General features: G+C 40.1%; 26 protein-coding genes and 1 pseudogene. 17 read left to right on the top strand and 10 right to left on the bottom strand.

Annotation, left to right across the window (positions count from 1 at the left end):
• Positions 1 to 20 precede the first annotated feature (20 nt).
• From HWQ43_RS22155 to HWQ43_RS22120, 8 genes are all read left to right on the top strand, one after another.
• A complete protein-coding gene (locus HWQ43_RS22155; RefSeq protein ID WP_292738096.1) occupies positions 21 to 1,037 on the top strand; it encodes a hypothetical protein in 1,017 nt (338 codons plus the stop codon).
• Positions 1,038 to 1,042: 5 nt separating this feature from the next.
• A complete protein-coding gene (locus HWQ43_RS22150; RefSeq protein ID WP_292738094.1) occupies positions 1,043 to 1,816 on the top strand; it encodes a hypothetical protein in 774 nt (257 codons plus the stop codon).
• A 171-nt stretch (positions 1,817 to 1,987) separates the two neighbouring features.
• A complete protein-coding gene (locus tag HWQ43_RS22145; protein WP_292738092.1) occupies positions 1,988 to 2,239 on the top strand; it encodes a YgiT-type zinc finger protein in 252 nt (83 codons plus the stop codon).
• A 247-nt stretch (positions 2,240 to 2,486) separates the two neighbouring features.
• Positions 2,487 to 2,783, top strand: a complete 297-nt coding sequence (locus HWQ43_RS22140) for a BrnT family toxin (RefSeq protein WP_292738090.1) — start codon at positions 2,487 to 2,489, stop codon at positions 2,781 to 2,783.
• Positions 2,773 to 3,057, top strand: coding sequence for a hypothetical protein (locus tag HWQ43_RS22135; protein ID WP_292738088.1), 285 nt, complete (start codon positions 2,773 to 2,775; stop codon positions 3,055 to 3,057). Before HWQ43_RS22140 ends, HWQ43_RS22135 begins: the two co-directional genes overlap by 11 nt.
• Entirely contained in the window at positions 3,038 to 3,307 is a 270-nt protein-coding gene (locus tag HWQ43_RS22130; protein ID WP_292738086.1) for a DUF2281 domain-containing protein, read from the top strand. The genes HWQ43_RS22135 and HWQ43_RS22130 overlap by 20 nt, the downstream gene beginning before the upstream one ends.
• 85 nt (positions 3,308 to 3,392) lie before the next feature.
• Entirely contained in the window at positions 3,393 to 3,638 is a 246-nt protein-coding gene (locus HWQ43_RS22125; RefSeq protein ID WP_292738083.1) for a BrnT family toxin, read from the top strand.
• A gap of 13 nt (positions 3,639 to 3,651) precedes the next feature.
• Positions 3,652 to 3,885, top strand: a complete 234-nt coding sequence (locus HWQ43_RS22120; RefSeq protein WP_069069125.1) for a hypothetical protein — start codon at positions 3,652 to 3,654, stop codon at positions 3,883 to 3,885.
• Between the two features lie 30 nt (positions 3,886 to 3,915).
• Here the strand turns inward: HWQ43_RS22120 and HWQ43_RS22115 are convergent, their stop codons facing one another.
• Together HWQ43_RS22115 and HWQ43_RS22110 are read right to left on the bottom strand one after the other, a co-directional pair.
• On the bottom strand, positions 3,916 to 4,059 hold the full coding sequence (locus HWQ43_RS22115; RefSeq protein WP_292738081.1) for a hypothetical protein: 144 nt from the start codon (positions 4,057 to 4,059) through the stop codon (positions 3,916 to 3,918).
• 50 nt (positions 4,060 to 4,109) lie between these two features.
• Positions 4,110 to 4,554, bottom strand: a pseudogene (locus HWQ43_RS22110) (DUF29 domain-containing protein).
• A 98-nt stretch (positions 4,555 to 4,652) separates the two neighbouring features.
• Here HWQ43_RS22110 and HWQ43_RS22105 point away from each other — a divergent pair.
• The 9 genes from HWQ43_RS22105 (at position 4,653) to HWQ43_RS22065 (ending at position 10,762) form a co-directional block, all read left to right on the top strand.
• Positions 4,653 to 4,880, top strand: coding sequence for a type II toxin-antitoxin system Phd/YefM family antitoxin (locus HWQ43_RS22105; RefSeq protein ID WP_292738080.1), 228 nt, complete (start codon positions 4,653 to 4,655; stop codon positions 4,878 to 4,880).
• Between the two features lie 140 nt (positions 4,881 to 5,020).
• Positions 5,021 to 5,287, top strand: a complete 267-nt coding sequence (locus HWQ43_RS22100) for a type II toxin-antitoxin system ParD family antitoxin (RefSeq protein ID WP_292738078.1) — start codon at positions 5,021 to 5,023, stop codon at positions 5,285 to 5,287.
• Positions 5,284 to 5,583, top strand: a complete 300-nt coding sequence (locus HWQ43_RS22095; RefSeq protein WP_292738076.1) for a type II toxin-antitoxin system RelE/ParE family toxin — start codon at positions 5,284 to 5,286, stop codon at positions 5,581 to 5,583. Before HWQ43_RS22100 ends, HWQ43_RS22095 begins: the two co-directional genes overlap by 4 nt.
• A 64-nt stretch (positions 5,584 to 5,647) precedes the next feature.
• Positions 5,648 to 6,808, top strand: a complete 1,161-nt coding sequence (locus HWQ43_RS22090; protein WP_292738074.1) for a DUF58 domain-containing protein — start codon at positions 5,648 to 5,650, stop codon at positions 6,806 to 6,808.
• 206 nt (positions 6,809 to 7,014) lie between these two features.
• Positions 7,015 to 7,380 carry a ferredoxin thioredoxin reductase catalytic beta subunit gene (locus tag HWQ43_RS22085; RefSeq protein WP_094351306.1) on the top strand — a complete coding sequence of 122 codons (366 nt, stop codon included), beginning with the start codon at positions 7,015 to 7,017 and terminating at the stop codon, positions 7,378 to 7,380.
• Complete coding sequence (locus tag HWQ43_RS22080; protein WP_292738072.1) at positions 7,377 to 7,769, top strand: DUF309 domain-containing protein; 393 nt, start codon at positions 7,377 to 7,379, stop codon at positions 7,767 to 7,769. Before HWQ43_RS22085 ends, HWQ43_RS22080 begins: the two co-directional genes overlap by 4 nt.
• A 394-nt stretch (positions 7,770 to 8,163) precedes the next feature.
• Entirely contained in the window at positions 8,164 to 8,661 is a 498-nt protein-coding gene (locus tag HWQ43_RS22075; RefSeq protein WP_292738070.1) for an LptA/OstA family protein, read from the top strand.
• Positions 8,662 to 8,691: 30 nt separating this feature from the next.
• Positions 8,692 to 9,420 carry an LPS export ABC transporter ATP-binding protein gene (gene lptB / locus HWQ43_RS22070; protein WP_094351303.1) on the top strand — a complete coding sequence of 243 codons (729 nt, stop codon included), beginning with the start codon at positions 8,692 to 8,694 and terminating at the stop codon, positions 9,418 to 9,420.
• A 226-nt stretch (positions 9,421 to 9,646) separates the two neighbouring features.
• Positions 9,647 to 10,762 carry an LptF/LptG family permease gene (locus HWQ43_RS22065; RefSeq protein ID WP_292738067.1) on the top strand — a complete coding sequence of 372 codons (1,116 nt, stop codon included), beginning with the start codon at positions 9,647 to 9,649 and terminating at the stop codon, positions 10,760 to 10,762.
• 87 nt (positions 10,763 to 10,849) lie between these two features.
• Here the strand turns inward: HWQ43_RS22065 and HWQ43_RS22060 are convergent, their stop codons facing one another.
• From HWQ43_RS22060 to HWQ43_RS22025, 8 genes are all read right to left on the bottom strand, one after another.
• Positions 10,850 to 11,470 carry a CP12 domain-containing protein gene (locus HWQ43_RS22060; RefSeq protein WP_292738066.1) on the bottom strand — a complete coding sequence of 207 codons (621 nt, stop codon included), beginning with the start codon at positions 11,468 to 11,470 and terminating at the stop codon, positions 10,850 to 10,852.
• Between the two features lie 223 nt (positions 11,471 to 11,693).
• Positions 11,694 to 12,290 carry a CPBP family intramembrane glutamic endopeptidase gene (locus HWQ43_RS22055; RefSeq protein ID WP_292738064.1) on the bottom strand — a complete coding sequence of 199 codons (597 nt, stop codon included), beginning with the start codon at positions 12,288 to 12,290 and terminating at the stop codon, positions 11,694 to 11,696.
• A gap of 85 nt (positions 12,291 to 12,375) precedes the next feature.
• Entirely contained in the window at positions 12,376 to 13,437 is a 1,062-nt protein-coding gene (locus HWQ43_RS22050) for a DUF3326 domain-containing protein (RefSeq protein ID WP_292738156.1), read from the bottom strand.
• A gap of 176 nt (positions 13,438 to 13,613) precedes the next feature.
• Entirely contained in the window at positions 13,614 to 15,248 is a 1,635-nt protein-coding gene (locus HWQ43_RS22045) for a glycosyltransferase family 39 protein (RefSeq protein ID WP_292738062.1), read from the bottom strand.
• Between the two features lie 305 nt (positions 15,249 to 15,553).
• Positions 15,554 to 15,733, bottom strand: coding sequence for a hypothetical protein (locus HWQ43_RS22040; protein ID WP_292738060.1), 180 nt, complete (start codon positions 15,731 to 15,733; stop codon positions 15,554 to 15,556).
• A 147-nt stretch (positions 15,734 to 15,880) separates the two neighbouring features.
• Positions 15,881 to 16,201, bottom strand: coding sequence for a 2Fe-2S iron-sulfur cluster-binding protein (locus HWQ43_RS22035; protein WP_292738058.1), 321 nt, complete (start codon positions 16,199 to 16,201; stop codon positions 15,881 to 15,883).
• A gap of 172 nt (positions 16,202 to 16,373) precedes the next feature.
• The gene (locus HWQ43_RS22030) at positions 16,374 to 16,631 is read right to left on the bottom strand and encodes a hypothetical protein (RefSeq protein ID WP_292738056.1); all 258 of its coding nucleotides are present in this window, start codon (positions 16,629 to 16,631) and stop codon (positions 16,374 to 16,376) included.
• Between the two features lie 119 nt (positions 16,632 to 16,750).
• Entirely contained in the window at positions 16,751 to 16,897 is a 147-nt protein-coding gene (locus HWQ43_RS22025; protein ID WP_292738054.1) for a DUF433 domain-containing protein, read from the bottom strand.
• Between the last annotated feature and the right edge of the window lie 398 nt (positions 16,898 to 17,295).

Raw genomic sequence — 17,295 nt, 5'->3', positions numbered from 1 at the left:
CTCAGCCTCATCTTACTCCTATGAATAGTTTTTCTTTAGAAGAGGAACAGTCAGACAACAATTACTCAAGGAAGCTGAATCTATCTTTCACTGATACTGCAATTGATAAAGTTGCATCTGTTTTAGGTGGTTATGTTCCTTTAACTCCTGTTAAGGTTGCCAAGCGTACCTCAGTTCCTGAACAGCAACCTATCTTACCTCCTTTTCAGGTATTTGAAGAAGAAATCGAGCAAGACAAAGATGAAGATACCCAAGAACAGACAATTGGTAATACTGCTCAAAGTTTCTCAGAAGCCAACTCTCCTTTAAGTTACTTTGACAAAGATGCACAAGGTTTTCTAGTTTCAAAGACTCCTGATTACAAAGGTAAGAATAAAAAGCTTCAACAACAGAGATTTAGCCTGTTTTACGTTTGGGCTTATAACCTACTTTTTCACGAAGCAGTTCTAAAAGAGCATTTAAATCAAGCTGCTAAAGTCAATGGTATTTACGATAAAAATTATGCAAAATACCTCAATGATCTTGCAAACCGCTCCTTTGTAAAGTCAGATGGAGCTTTTAAACTTAATCCTGGTGGACAGGCGGAAGTCAATAAAATTCTTGCAGAAATGCAAGACTCAGATTTAAAAGGTATTGAGTATTGGAATTCAACTCGCAAAAATTCTAGTAAAGGTTTTCGTAAGACAAAGGAAGATGCTCAACAAATTGAGCAGTGGATTCAAATGCAATCAAGGTTTGACAGTTTTGATGTTAGAAGGCTAGATACTGCTGCTAAGTACGCTCTTCTTGCTTTATACGATATTACCAAAGAGTTGAAGGTTCAGAATGCAGTCAAACAAGGAGTAGCATACGACTACCTCGTTAAGAAATATAAAACAGTTTCAGTGACTAAAGACAGTTTTTCAAAAGCTTTGGGTAACACAAAAGACTATGACAAATATTTCAGTCGAACCTCTGAAGGTTTATATTATCTAACACCTGAAGCTGAAAGCTTTGTCGAGAGTTGGCTTATTCAGAGTAGTTTTGAAAATCAATAGTAATCATGAGTGTTCAAAGATCCCAGATTGAAGGAGCTTTATCAACGAAGCTACCTAAAGATATTATCATTGCATTGCTTGATGAATATCAAGATATAAAACAACAGTTTTTCTTGAGAAAATTTCAGCCATCTGAATTAAATGCTGCTCGTTTCAGTGAGTGTATTTTAAGGATAATTGAGTTTTTAGACACAGGTAACTATACAGCGTTTGGAAAACAGTTAGATACTCAAAAAATAATAAATCGTGTTGGTGGCAACACAACTTTACCTGAAGGTATTCGGTTTTTTATTCCTCAGCTTACAAGGGTGCTTCTTGATATTAGAAATAAGAGAAATGTAGCTCATGTCGGTGGAGAAGTCAATCCAAACTACTCTGATTCTTTATTTGTATCGCATTCCGCAGACTGGATATTAGTTGAACTAATACGCAACTATCATATCAATAAGATTGATGAGGCAAGAAAAATTGTTGAAAGTATCAACGAGACAAAAATGTCTGTCATAGTAGAAGTTGGTAGCTTTATAAGAGTGCAGAACACAAAACTAAAAGCAGATCAAAAAACTTTACTTATTCTATACTACAAGCAGCCAGATAAAGTCAGTGATACAGATTTAATAAAGTGGATTAAATATGCCAATGTAAGTAGATATCGAACAGAAATATTGAGAGCATTAGATGACGAAGCTCTTATACATCATGAAAGTGGTTTTTCTGTACTTCTGCCTAAAGGTATTGCTTATGTTGAGAAGAACATCAGTCCCGAACTCATTGTATGAATTACTCCAGTTTGCTGGGGTCATTAATGAAGACTCCATTAAACAAAAAGCGATTGCCTTCTATCTTTCACGCAAATGTACTGGCTCACTGGGACATAATTCATCTGCGCTCGCATTGTGGCAACTCAATTTGAGAGAATCTGATTATCACTGTTTATTAAGTCACTGAGCTTGAACGCTAGCCGTATGTATGGATATAGATGCGAGTATTGCAAAGGAACTGTTCAACCCCGAATTGTAAAGCGCGAGGCATTTAAACATAGAGATGGATTTGTCATCCTCGAAGATGTGACGATTGGTGTTTGTGATACCTGTGGCAATCGGTACTACTCAGAGAATATTCTTCATGTGGTTCATGCTGTTGCAACTGGAGCAAAACCCCCTGAAAGAATCGAACAAATTCTGGTCACTCATCTAGAATAAGCATAATCAACGCCGCATAACGTTAGATCATCGAAACCCAGCAGGCACTCTTACAGAAAGCGATCGCCCTTGCCGTGCATTTAGTTAAATCCTTGAGTAAAAATGAAGAGGACTGAAAAAGGCAATTATCATGACTATTCGTGAAACTGCGTAGGCGTAGCCTGTCGTAGACATCGCCCTTACGGAAATATCTCTGTTTCATAAAACGTATTGACAACGTAAATACACAATGTCTACTATGTAAGGTATGGATGTGTATTTCGTGCTTAATGGTGTCACTTTCGTTTGGAACGAAGAAAAAGCTTGGATAAATCCTAGCAATCATGATGGCGTGACATTTCAGCAAGCCACAGAGGTATTTTTCGATCCGTTTTTAGTGGTTGTTGATGCAAGTCGCAGTGATGAACAAAGAGATGCTGTTATTGGCTTAGACAGACGATGGAATCTTCTGTATGTCGTCTACATTGAACGTGAAAACGAAATAATTCGGATCATTTCAGCTCGTAAAGCTACACGTAAGGAGCGAGAATATTATGAAAGCTGAAGCACTGAAAAAGCGACTCGATAAAAATCGTCCAATGACTACAATCACAATTCGCATTCCCGAAGATGTCATTGTAGATTTGAAAAGAATAGCACCATTACTGGGATTTTCTGGCTATCAGCCGTTAGTGCGTGCCTATATTGGGCAAGGGCTAAGAGTTGATCTGGAACGACTGGAGGGGGATACTATCTCAGCTCTGATTGCTAGCTTGAAGCGTCATGGTGTTAGCGATGAGGTTATCCATGAAGCCCTCAGTGAAGTTACTCAAAAATAGTTCAATTGCGATCGCAAAATTGCAGCAACTTTCTGAACCACTCCTGCAAGAAGTGACCGACTTCATTGATTTTGTGATCCAGAAACATCAAGTTAAAAATGCTGACAGTCAGCCTGATGAAACGCTTGTAGAAAAATGGTCACAATGGTTTGAGGCTGTGGATTCCCTAGACGTATCTCCATCTGAACCAGTCAGCAACTATCAGCAACTCCTACTCAACAAGTTTCGGCAACAAGGGCTAGAGCTATGATCCTGTGCGATACAGGAGTTGTTCTGGCTTTTGATCAACAAACAGCCTATTAAACTCTGGAAAGGAAAGGCAAAAAGATTTGTAAATGGAATTTGAATGGAATCCAGAAAAAGCAACACTAAACCTTGAAAAGCATGGTGTTTCTTTTCAGGAAGCTGCAACCGTATTTAATGACCCGCTATCCGTAACTTTTCCTGATCCTGACCACTCCATTAGAGAAAGTCGCTACGTTATTATTGGCTTATCTAGGTTTGAACAACTTTTAGTTGTTGCACATACTGATAGAGGGGAAAAGATACGAATTATCAGCGCCCGAAATGCTACTCGCTAAGAGAAGAGGTTTTATGAACAAGGAAGTTGAAAACGAAATGGAAGATGAATTACGTCCTGAGTACGACTTCGCTCAAATGGCAAGCGGGGTTAGAGGTAAATATGTTGAACGGTATCGTACAAAAACAAACTTAGTACTTTTAGCTCCCGATGTTGCCCAAGCTTTTCCCAACGATGAAGCAGTGAATGAGGCATTAAGGTTGTTAATCCAGGTCGCCCAGCGCCAGCAGCCTAACACAACCACCTGATCTGGATCAGATCAGATTATTTGAGCAAATTTATGAAGAGGCAATCATTGAGACAGCAGGCAGGTAATCTGATAGAGAATTATTCAGATGGTAAACTAGGAGAATAAAAATTTTTGCAGAAGTAATTGTGATGGCTATTCGTGAAACTGCGTAGGCGTAGCCCGTCGTAGACATCGCTTTTGGTGCTGCTTTGATTTCACAAAAATCAGATAAGACTGATATCTTTAAGGTAAATAATTGTCATCTAATAATTGTACAAGAGTGTAAGGACACTTTTCTAGAAAAATAGTTAAATCGGTTTTAATTTTTACAAAATCAACCGCACTTTGATAAGTATTCTCTAAATCATGCTGTAACTTGTTTATTAAATTCGTCGTTAAATGATTATTTAAGTCATATCTAAAGGTTTTAATTTCTCCAATCCAATGACGATAGTTTCTTTCATATTCTACCTGCCAATATTGGAGTAATAATATATTGAATAATAATTTGCCTTAAAAGACTTTTGGCTTTAGCTAAATCTCTTTTACCCAAACTGATTAATTCCTCAATTAAGTTTTCTAAATCAAGTTGGTTAAATTGCTTTTGCTTTAATAATTTAATAGTTTCTTCTAGCCATAAATTTTCATCGGTTTCATAGAGTTGTTTTAAGTTGGTAGTAATTGTCATATTTTTACCTTCTACCTACATTCGATAATTTAATCATATACAATTATAAATTTATAGATGCAAACCACCAAAATCCAGAGAACTGGTAAAAACTATCAATGCACCAAGTTAATTTGAAAGAAGCTGAGACTCGCCTAGCAGAATTAATTGAAGAGGCGGCTGGTGGAGAAGAAGTCATCATCACGCGTAATGATGGGACATCTTTCAGAATTGTGCCGCTTGGTGGAGTAGAAGCACACCCCAAGTTTGGTAGTGCTAAAGGTTTAGTAAAAATGTCAGATGATTTTGATGAGCCGTTGGCAGATTTTGAGGAATACGCTCAATGAGGCTCCTGCTCGACACCCATACGTTTTTATGACAGCGTAAAGTTTGACTTACTGTGTTTCCTGAATAAACCCTAAATGAACGAAAAAGCAGAGTGAGTTTTTTAACATAAAATGGTGAATAATCTGAATAGAGGTTTTCTATGAGCATCAGTCTCACACCCGATCAAGAACGCTTTATTCAAACCAAACTCCAGGCTGGGAAATATCGCTCCGCAGAAGAAGCCCTTGAAATTGCCTTACGGTTGCTTGATGAATACGATCGCGCCGATGCTGAATGGGTCGAAAATGTGCGAGAAAAAATTGATGCGGCGATTTTAGCTTCAGACCAAACGCCACCCATTGATGGAGAAACATTCGTAAACCAAATTCTAGAGCGGTTTCGACAAGGACATCAGGCGCAAGCATGAGTCGCTACGTTATCAACATTCTTGCCAGCCGAGATATTAATGAAATTGCCGACTACTTTGCTGAAACTAGCATTGAAGCAGGAGAGCGATTTTTCAGTGAATTCAACCGCAAGTGCCAACAACTTGTTGCCTTTCCAAACAGTGGTAAAAGTTACGCAAAAATTCGTCCAGACCTACGAGGTGTATCCTTGCAAGGCTATATCGTTTTCTACAGAGTATTCGATGATGGTATCGAAATTCTACGGGTTGTAAGTGGTCGTCGTAACTTTCCATCTCTTTTTGAGGAATCTAACTAAAAGCTTTTTTGGCGAACCCCTGAGATACTGTGAATTTCAGATGGTATTGGGTTAAAAAAGAAACATGAAAATCATCAAACCCATCACCAATTGGTTAGAAACCCGCGCCAGTGCCCCTACTTATGGCGGTTGGGTACTAGCAGCAACGGCTATTTGTTTTTTTGGCGCAGGTATCAATACGATGGCTGGTTGGCTGTACGCCATTAGCGGCATTAGTTTTGCCCTTTTGGGTGTAGCAGCTATCTTACCGCCGCGATCGCTCACAGGTCTATCCATCACCCGCCGTCCCATGCAACCTGTGTCAGCAGGCGACGATCTAACGGTGGAATTAGAAATCTGCAATCAGACACAACAGCCTGTCAGCTTATTGCAAGTTGAAGATATACTGCCCTTCGTCTTAGGGAAACCAGTACAAAAGGCAATCGAAACAATTCCTAGCCAAGGTAGTTACCGTTGGGTATATTACCACCCAACTCAGCGTCGGGGTGTTTATCGCTGGCACACAGTCGAACTAGGTTCTGGTGCGCCTTTGGGATTGTTCTGGTGTCGCCGTCAGCGTGATTGTGCTGCCACAGCGATTGTCTATCCCACAGTGTTACCCTTGGCTACCTGCCCTCTAGTAGATGAAATGGGGCAAGAAGAGAGCAAAAGGGGCGATCCTCGTGGTAGACCCTTGCAGACAGCTACAACCGGGCTGGTGCGATCGCTTCGTCCTTACCGCATCGGAGATCCCACCCGTCTGATTCACTGGCGAACTAGTGCCCGCTATGGTGAATTAAGGGTGCGGGAGTTAGAAATGGTAACAGGTGGACAAGAAATAGTTATTGCCCTTGACAGTGCTAGCAATTGGGAAGAAGAAAACTTTGAACAAGCAGTAATTGCCGCAGCATCGCTGTACTTTTATGCACAACAACAACAATTACAGGTGCAGTTATGGACAGCATCAACAAGTTTAATTAAAGGCGATCGCTTTGTTTTAGAAACCTTAGCAGCAACCGCAGCCTTAGAAGATGCCAGTTCAGTTGTTCCTAAAAGCTATCCCTTGATTTGGCTGACTCAAAACCCCCTGAGCCTCGCTACTCTTCCTCAAGGTAGTCGCTGGGTTTTGTGGCCAAGTATATCCTTAGCAACAGAACCAGAGGTAATTAATTGGGAACACACTGGTATAGTTTTGCAAAGCGATCGCCCACTGCAAGCCCAGCTACAAAAAACATTACATTCATAAATCAATTCAAATTTTATAATTTCAAAGACTGCTGACAAGTTCAGCTTCTGCGATTTATGGGATTTTCTCTGATCCCTGCACACCGGATATATCAGCCTTTGAGCAAAGGTAAGACAATTTGATCAGCTAAGGTTGGGGAAATACACCCAGTAATCCCTTAGTGAGGCTGAGGTACAATGCAAAGAAATATTTAAATTATGAGCGACATGATCACATCAGAACATAACACAAAATCCAGCGATAAAAGCCTAGAGGCAATGCGGCATTTTTCCGAACAATACGCCAAGCGTACTGGAACATATTTCTGTTCTGAACCTTCTGTCACCGCAGTCGTGATTGAAGGACTAGCCAAACATAAAGACGATCTGGGTGCGCCTTTATGTCCTTGTCGCCATTACGAAGATAAAGAAGCTGAGATTCACGCCACATATTGGAACTGTCCTTGTGTGCCAATGAGAGAACGCAAAGAGTGCCATTGCATGTTATTCCTCACCCCTGACAACGAGTTTGCTGGAGACAAACAAGAAATCTCTCTGGAAACAATCAAAGAAGTACGAGACAGCATGGGATGAGCGAAATCATCCCCCAAGAGTTTTGGCAAGGCGTAGAACAGTTCAATTCTGGAGAGTTCTACGCTTGTCATGACACTTTAGAGGCTTTGTGGATTGAAGCTGGCGAACCGGAAAAAAGCTTTTATCAAGGCATTCTCCAAATTGCTGTGGCACTGTATCATTTGGAAAATCGCAACTGGCGAGGTGCGGTAATTCTATTGGGAGAAGGCGGCAATCGCCTACGCCGTTACCCATCTAGTTACGGCGGCATTGACGTAGATGAGCTATTGAGTCAGAGCGCAGCGTTGTTGACAAATTTACAACAAATAGGGCCAGATAAAATTGTTGCTGGCGATCTGGGCGAAAATCAAGTCTTATCTTTGCCTAGAATTGTGGTAACTACTGATTAGACTTCAGTAGGACTTACGCACAGGTAACGGAAAACGAACCACAGAGAGCGCCAAGATCACGGAGGAATGAGAGTTTGAGAGGGTTTTTGCGTAAGTCCTATTCAGGTGAAATTAATTTGCGTTGCCTGAAATCCTTGGTAGAAAATTCATCTAGCCGACGACTTCCGTACCACTACGTGGAAGCAAGCTACGCGTAGCGTCTCCGTTAAAAGAAGAGTATTGTGCCTACGTCGATTTCACTCAGATGTCAATTACCTGAAACCTTGAGGTTGGGGCTAGCGTCACTATTTCAGCCAGTAGTTATCGGCAATCACTCCAGATTGTATACTTCATATCTGGATAAAGTACTTGAGATAATTAGAATGCAAGCTGAAATCCTAAATCCCCAATTGCTATGATGCCCTGCTATCAATTGCCCATATCCCAGATACGTCGCTTTGGATTAGCTTTAATGCTGCCAGCTGCACTCTTAGGCACTTTTGCCTTCCCTACCCAAGTGCAAACCGCTACTGCACAAACATCTCAGGCAAATCGCCCCCTGACTATCCGCGCTGATGTGCAAGAATATGACGCTAAAAATCAAGTAATTACCGCTCGCGGTAACGTGCAAATGTTGTATCCTTCTCGTCAACTTCAGGCAACATCTGCCCAAGCACAGTATTTTAGTAAAGAACGCCGAATTGATTTCAGTGGTAACGTCTATATTCTGCAACAGGGCGGTAACAGTATCCGAGCAGAGAAAGTAACCTATTTAATTGATGAAGGGCGATTTGTTGCTTTACCCCAATCCAACCGTCAGGTAGAGTCCATCTACATGATCGAGGAATCAAATAATAGCGGACAAACTGCGACACCTGCCCCACAAACACCACCTTTGAAGCCTTCTAATTAGCATTTACCACCAAGAAAGGGTGCTTCCAGCGTGAAAATTGTTTTAGAGAATATTCACAAATCTTACGGTAAGCGAGTAATTGTCAATCGTGTCAATCTTTCTGTTGCTCAGGGCGAAATCGTTGGTTTACTAGGCCCCAATGGGGCTGGTAAAACGACGACTTTTTATATTGCCACAGGTTTAGAAAAACCCAATCAAGGAAAAGTTTGGCTGGGTAATGTAGATGTGACGGGAATGCCAATGCATCAAAGGGCACGACTGGGTATTGGTTATCTAGCACAAGAAGCAAGTGTTTTTCGCCAACTCTCGGTAGAGGATAATATTCTGTTAGTGCTAGAGCAAACTCATGTGCCACGTTGGGAGTGGTCAATCCGACTCAGAACTTTACTGCGGGAGTTTCGGTTGGAAAAATTAGCTAAAAGTAAAGGAATTCAACTTTCTGGTGGTGAGCGACGGCGGACAGAATTAGCAAGGTCTTTAGCTGCTGGACGAGAAGGGCCCAAATTTTTGCTTTTGGATGAACCTTTTGCGGGAGTCGATCCGATCGCAGTCTCAGAAATTCAGCAAATCGTCGCACAACTGCGCGATCGCGGCATGGGAATCTTAATTACAGATCATAATGTCCGCGAAACCCTTGCCATCACCGATCGCGCCTACATTATGCGTGAGGGACAAATCCTCGCTTTTGGCGCTGCTGACGAACTCTACAGCAACCCCCTCGTGCGGCAATATTATTTAGGGGATAATTTTCAAGTCTAAATTAACAATTATTCAGTTAATAATTTCAAAGGAAATTTTGATTTTTGATTCTTCAGCATGAATTTATTAGTTAATTTTTAGCTATTAAGTATTTAATTTTGATCTTAAATACACTAGAGATGTTTTGCTTTCCAGGGTTGCCAATATCTAAATTTTCAAGTTGCTTATGATATCAAAGAAGCTCACGTCTTTTAATCGTCTCTATTCGCTGCTGCCTTTTACGATCATGGATCGCTACCTTGCCAGCGAATTGTTAGCGCCGTTTTTCTTTGGTGTCGGAGCTTTTTCATCAATTGGCGTCACCATTGATGCTGTATTCGATCTGGTCAGAAAAATTGTCGAATCTGGGCTACCCATAGACATTGCTATTCAAGTTTTTTTGTTAAAATTTCCCAATTTTATCGTTTTGGCTTTCCCGATGTCTACGCTGCTGGCTACTTTGATGACCTACAGTCGTCTTTCTAGCGAGAGCGAACTAATTGCCCTGCGTGGTTGTGGCGTCAGTGTCTATCGCATGGTGCTAACTGCTGTGATGTTAAGTCTTGTAGTCACAGGAATGACATTTGTGTTTAACGAGGAAATTGCACCAGCAGCCAATTATCAAGCGGCGATGACTTTAGAGAAAGCGCTGAAATCAGACAAGCCCACTTTTAAACAACAAAATATTTTCTATCCTGAATACCAGGATGTTGTCCAGCCGGATGGCTCTAAGAATCGGATATTGACACGCTTGTTTTACGCCGATCAATTTGATGGTAAGCGGATGAAAGGGTTGACAATTATAGATCGCTCAACAAAAAATCTGAATCAAATTGTGGTATCAGAATCTGCTCAATGGAATCCTTCTCAAAATGTCTGGGATTTTTACAACGGTACAATCTATTTTGTTGCTGCCGATCGCTCTTATCGCAACATCGTGAGATTTGAACACCAACAACTGCAACTACCGCGCACGCCATTAAGTCTGGCAGAAAAAAGCCGGGATTATGGTGAGATGAATATTTCTGAAGCACTACAGCAACTAGAAGTGGAAAATCTTGGTGGCGATCGCCAAAAAATTCGTAAACTTGAAGTGCGGATTCAACAAAAAATCTCTTTGCCCTTTGTATGCGTGGTTTTTGGCTTGGTAGGTGCAGCGATGGGAAGCATACCGCAACGGACGGGAAGAGGTACCAGCTTTGGGATTAGTGTCCTAGTTATATTTTCGTACTACTTAATTTTCTTTATAAGTGGGGCGATCGCACAAGCAGGTGTCCTCTCTCCCTTTATGGGAGCTTGGTTGCCCAACTTTATTTTTTTGGGAATAGGTTTATTCTTATTGATGCGAGTTGCCAGACGTTAAATTGAGATAGCAGGGAGCAGGGGAAAAAGAACTATTGATTATTGACCAATGCCCAATGCCCCCTTCATCTTCATCCCCTCACTTCAATTACGGGTGATAATTTCGACATTCTGGTGCATTGGGGTTTTCCTTGCAGTATTCTTCAAAAGAGACTTTAGCTGATATCATACCCTCAGCTTTCTGATGAGCTGCTTCTGCCTGAAGTTCTTCTACCTCATCCCAGGCAGCTGCACAGGCTTTAGAATAAGCACCTTGTTCAGTGCAAATAGCACGAGCCTGCTCAATTGCTTTTTGAATTCTCTGCTCCAGCAGTAGCGCTTTTGGCGCTTCCACAAAGTCGCTTTTAGTCAAAATGTCGGTAATCGAGATGATGCCCAACAACTTGCCTTGAATCACAGGTGCGCGATGAATACCAGTATTAGCAAATAACCGTGCTACATATTCAACACCCAAATCAGGATTGACTACAATGCAGGGCTTGCTCATAATTTCGTAAACCCGCACTTGCTTTGGATCTTTACCGTAGGCTGTGATCTTATAAACAATATCTGTTTCTGTAACAATGCCATAAGCATCATTGTCATAGCGACGATCCACAACCAGCGCCCGCAATCCTTTGTCCTTCATCAGCCCCACCGCTTCAGCAACAGTTGCCGAACCGCGAATGGTAACTACGTCTTTGGTCATGATATCTTCAGCTTTCATCATTGCTGTAGTCTCCTGGTTAATAGTCCGGTGCAGCACTGCGCCCTCATGGACGTATCGAAGCATTGCAGCGCACAGTTTGCTAACTAAAAAGTAAAAAAAGTTGAACTTTTGCCCAGCTACAACAATAAATTAGACCAGTTATCAACTTATGATGTTATCCAATGTAACCAATGCCCAAAAACTAAGCATAAATTGTGATAATATTTTACCGATTAACAAATATTTATTTTTTAATCGCCGAAAATTGCCGCATTTTCCAGAAATAGCTAGAAATCAAATTGGTAATAATATGAGCAACAATCGGCACTAACAAGTTCCCCGTGAGCAGCGCGCTATATGCCAATATCATCCCGACAATTGTTGCCCAAATTACATAAGGCCATTGTTGGGAACCGCTAAAATGCAAGATGCCAAAGCAAAGACTGGAAACAATTACAGCTGTCAGATCGGAGCCTAAAGCTGGTAGCATCACACCTCTAAATAACAATTCTTCACTCAACCCTGGTAGCAACCCCAGCCAAATCAAATCTGGTAAAGCTAAAGGCTTCAATACTACTTCTAGGTAATAATCTGCACTTTTACGATAGGCAGTCCACAGGCGGTAAGTTAAGCCACTCAACGCGGTGAGTACAAACCCCAACCCTACACCTAACAGCAACTCTCTTAGATTCAAGTCCCAAGAAAATAGCGGAAAGTTGCCAAAGTATAACGAAAGTTTGGCGACTATCAACAAAATGATTGCAGTCGCTCCCATCGCCCCAAGTACTTGGATGCGCGTCAGGTATGGAATTTCTGGCTCTTGCTTTTGTTGTTCAATCACAGGTTTTAGGGGGAGAGGGGCAGGGGAGGCAGGGGAGCAGGGGGAGAAAACTAATAACTAATGACAAATGACTAATGACAAATAACTAATGACTAATTGACTGCAAAGGTAATAATTTGGGACGGAGAGCGCAGGGATTGATGCCTGCTTTATGTGCTACCAATACACCTACTGCTTCTAAATATGAGTTTACCTGTATAGATTTGATCCCCAAGGATTGGGCAGGAACTTTTATCAGAGTTTTATTTTCTTCTACTGTAATTATTTGGCATTGTCTTTGGCTTAAACTCAGTAAGGCACTGCTACCACAAGCATTTGCTGGTGCGATCGCAGCATCCACTTCATCTGCCCAAATATCTCCTTTCTCTGATGCAATCGCTCCTTTATCTACTATAAATTGTGGGGCACGACTTAATCCTACAAGGACGCACGGTAAAAATGTATAGCCCAATTCTTCGGCGGCAGAACGGGGAGATAAATCAGGTTGTGGAGGTTCGCTCAAAAGTGCAGGAGAATGGGCGCAAGGAATTTGAAAGGTTCGCACTAGCAAATGGCTAATTACGGCTTCTGCACCCGCTAAGGAATCAACACCTTTACCCTGGCGGTATTTTTGTACTGCTTCCTCATCCATATCATCGGGGAAACGAGCTACAACTGCGATCGCTTCTGCCCCCGCTTTTTTAATTAATATCTCAGCTGCCCGTAATAAACTATCTGGATTGCCAATTGTTCCCCAACTCGCTCCCGATGCTGTAGTCCGCAATTCTACATTTAATGGCGCATCAGTAATTACATAATCTGTTAAGGTCAATCCCAGAGTTGCTCTGACTGCATCTGCTGCTTGTATATGTCGTAGCCGTAACTCTGGCTCAATACCTTGGTCTAAAAGCAAACCTACCTTGTTGTTGCGGACTGGACGCAAACCCCAGCACCCAGAGGCGAATTTATCAAGTCCGTAACCTTCAACATAGAAAGCGTTAGGGAGATTCCAGTACAAACTTGCGCCATTAAGGACATTGGGGTGAGTAATTAGGCGATCGCAAACCTGTGCGATGACTTTAGCAACAGGTAAAGCATCTCCTGCATAGCCCCCAATGGCAGCCCCAACGCCAGTTGGTACAATTAATATAGCGGTGTATGGACGCATATTGAGTGTTGAGTTATGAATTAGGGCCATCACAGCAACTTTGCCTAGTATATAGTAAGCACTTCAGTGCTTATTACAAACTTATTTACCTATAGAATTTGGTGCGCTCAAGTACTAAATTTTCTTTTGATATTACTTAAGTTGTTGGACTTTTTCTTGCATTTATCTACTGCTGTTTAGTTCTTCTCTGTGCTTGATTTTAACTTCCATAGAGATAGATGGCGCTTGAAAACTAAAGCTATGTTCCAGTCATGTTCTTTTCTCAAGGTATCTTGTAATTCTTCAGAAGCATTGAGGAAAAATACATCAGTAAAAATATCAGGGATTTGTTTAATATTTGTATCAGGAAATAATTGAAATTTAGTTTGTGGTTCTAGAAGGTAACTTATAGATAATACATTTCCCCAACCCCAATCTTTACCACACTCTGAACAAATAATTAAAGGATTTACAGATTGCTTAATAATATTTACTATCGGAATATTATCGGAACTATAAGCTTTATTCCACCAAGTTTTTTTCGGTAAAATAATCACACATGATATTATTTGTAGAGAAATTAACCCAAGAAGCAATAACCTCCATAAATGCTTACGCATTTTTTTATCTGGATATAAGATAGTTTTTTGAGCTAATAAATAAGCTACAGCTAAATGGCATCCTAAATAAACAGAAATTGAGTATCTTATAATTACAGAACGAACCCCACCAAAAATTACATCCGGTATGGCTTGAGCTAGTGCTGTTAATGAAATTAATATTAAAATAAAAGACCAAGTTGACTTGGGCGTTTTCCGACAAAGAAAATAAACTGCATAAAGTAATAAAATTACTAAAAGTCTAATGATTAAAAACCAAAGGCTATTTGTTAGCTGATCTGGGTAACTATACTCCGATGTTATATCAAAAAAAATACGCGCCCAATGAATCTGCCATGTATTTACTAAATCATTTAGCGGCACAATACGGTTCGACCATTTTATTGTTTCTTGAACTTTGCCTGATTGAGTAATAATTAAAAATAACCAGGGAAGAAAAGCTAATATTCCAGCTAATAATGTGCTCAGATAAGGAATTAATATTTTCTTGGCTAGGAGTCCTTGATTGACAGCTACATAAATACCTTGTCCAATCGCTACCAAACTAAACAATAAATTTGTGTAGAATCCTAGCAATAAAGTGACAAAATAAATACTCCAGCTTGGTTTTGTATTCAACCTCATTGCTCTGAGTAATGCAGCACTAGATAGCAAGATATTTAGTGTATAAAAACTATACATTCTTGCTTCCTGGGCATACACAAGATGAAATGGTGATACAGCTATAATGGCAATTGCTACTAAACCGACGATTTTTGATTGAAATAATTCCTGGCATAGCCAATAGAGAGCAGGAAAAACTAATAAACTGATAAAGGCAGAAAAACTTCTTGTGGCTGCGACTGTATTTCCAAAGCATTGCACCCACAAATTTGCCATCACAAAATATAAGGGTGGATGTTTTGGATCTTCTACCGCTAAACCTTTAACAGTATCAATGATACTTTTTCCAACACCAGGACTTTGATATTTTTCTAATAATGTTCCAGCAGTTAATATTTGGCTATTAACTACTTCCTGCATTAAATCTGCTTTGGTATTACCATAAATTCTTAAATAAGTAAATGTTTCATCTGCCCAAGTTATTTTTCCATCAATATTAATAAATCTGATCAATATCCCTGTAATTATCAAAACGACTGTTAGCAGCTTGAAACTATTAAAGAACCAATCGTCATATTTTTTTTGAATTGTTTTAGATGAGTCAGGCATACAAGCAGAATATTAATTATCGTCAATCTGAGTTAAAACATAATTTATAAAGATGTCTTATAAAAATCAGAAGCTATAAAATTATAAGAGGATGTTTGAAAAGTCCTCTTCTTGGTAGCAAACATTTTAGATCCCCCTAAATCCACCTTAAAAAGGGGGACTTTGATTCCGGGTTCCCCCTTTTTAAGGGGGGTTAGGGGGGATCAATAAGTGCCTAAAATCACAGCCAACTACTTTTCAAACAACCTCTAACTGTTCAAATTTTGGATTTTAGATTTTTCCATCAATCCAAAATTGAATTACTTCTAACTACCGACTTTAGTCACCACAGCTTCAACTGTCGCTTTTTGTTCGTCAGTATCCACAGAAGTAACTGCCCAACGCAGAGGTTCGCCCTGTTTTTTCAACTCTGTTTCAATTACTTCTAGTAACTCTGCGGGAGTTTCTTGTAAATCAATTTCTGCGGTAATAAAATGAGTCGTCATTTTGGTAAATCCTTTTGATTTGTAGTTTCTAGAATAGCTGACTTCATCTGCGATGAAATCCTTGCGTAATTTATCAGATTTGGTAATCTCAGTGAACAGTTATTCAGTTATGCTAATCATTCGATATACTGATAAACTGTTCGCTGATTATTTGCCTTTGCCAAATTGTAACTGATAAACTACATCTTCTTTCTCTGTCTGAATTTTCAAATCAGAAAGGGGTTTGGCAATACAAAGCAATACGTAACCTTGCTTTTGCAAATCTGGACTAACGCCCATACCATCAGTTTGATCCACAGTTCCCTCGCTTATTTGACCGGCGCAAGTTGTGCAAACACCAGCATTGCAAGAACTCGGCAGTTCCAAACCGGCAGCATCAGCAACTGATAAGATCGTTTCATTTTCAGGAACTTGCAAGGTATGAATTTTGCCTTGGTGATCAATTTCTACGGTGTAAATTTTGGGCATATACAAAACAAGCGTGATGCTACGGACAAATGTATTACTTTATCTGAATTAGTTAAAAATATCCAGATGTCACTATAAAAGTTTAGGTTAAAGAGGGACAATTATAGCAACTAATTCTGAATAAGTTATAGATTAGTAACATTATTTACTATACAATACACAAATATATTAGTTAAATTTGCTTACTATAAATTGCGCGTAGGCGTAGCCCGCCGTAGGCATCGCGTTTCTTGAGAGACTGTATCTGTAAGTCTGCCTTTTGGCATCGGTTCCATGTCTTGGAAAGTTGACACCACACAAAACAAGGCGGCTTGGTCGCTTTATGTGGAATTGGTGACACGGATGTTGCATCAAAACCTCTGGCTAAGAGTAAGGTAGCTACAAGAACATCTACATCTTCATCAATATAAACTTGAGCAAAAATCGTCATTTTTGATTTAATCTAGCTTTAATCGCTGGATGGACTAATTCATCAGGGACATGATTACGCTCGATATATTCATTAATTTCTGCTTGATTATCTAAGTAAAAACTCAAAGCATCAAATACTTACGCTAAAGTTAAATGAGGTAGGTGTAGCGGAATTTCTTCTGGTCTAATACCTAAACGCCAATTTTCAACAATTGCTCTCACAGGCGTTCTACGTTTCCTTAATAATCGGTTCACCTGATAAAATATCAGGTTGTCGGGTAACATAGCGAGAGTTTGTAGTAGTTGTCATACTATTGAGATTTTTGGCAGTATCTCTGTTAATGTATCACAGACTAATACCCTACGCGGAAGCCAAAAGGCTTATAGAATAAGCTTTTCATTTTTATTGAAATTTTTTCCAACTCTGCGATCGCTGTAAATCAACAATATACACTATGTAGCGATGATTGCACTCACCAAGAAACTTTAGTCATCAATGTTATAAGGTTGACTCTTAAAGTTACAGCATTAAGCCTTAGAGCTAGAACATAAAGGCTTAAGGTTACAGCATTAAGCCTTAGAGCTAAAACATAAAGGCTTAAAGTTACAGCATTAAGCCTTAGAGCTAAAACATAAAGGCTTAAGGTTACAACATTAAGGCTTAAAGTTAAAGCAACATGGAA

It is taken from the genome of Nostoc sp. JL31, assembly GCF_017114965.1.
Taxonomy (GTDB): domain Bacteria; phylum Cyanobacteriota; class Cyanobacteriia; order Cyanobacteriales; family Nostocaceae; genus Nostoc; species Nostoc punctiforme_A.
The sequence above is the reverse complement of the archived record's forward strand: the minus strand, read 5'-3'. Positions and strand labels throughout refer to the sequence as shown.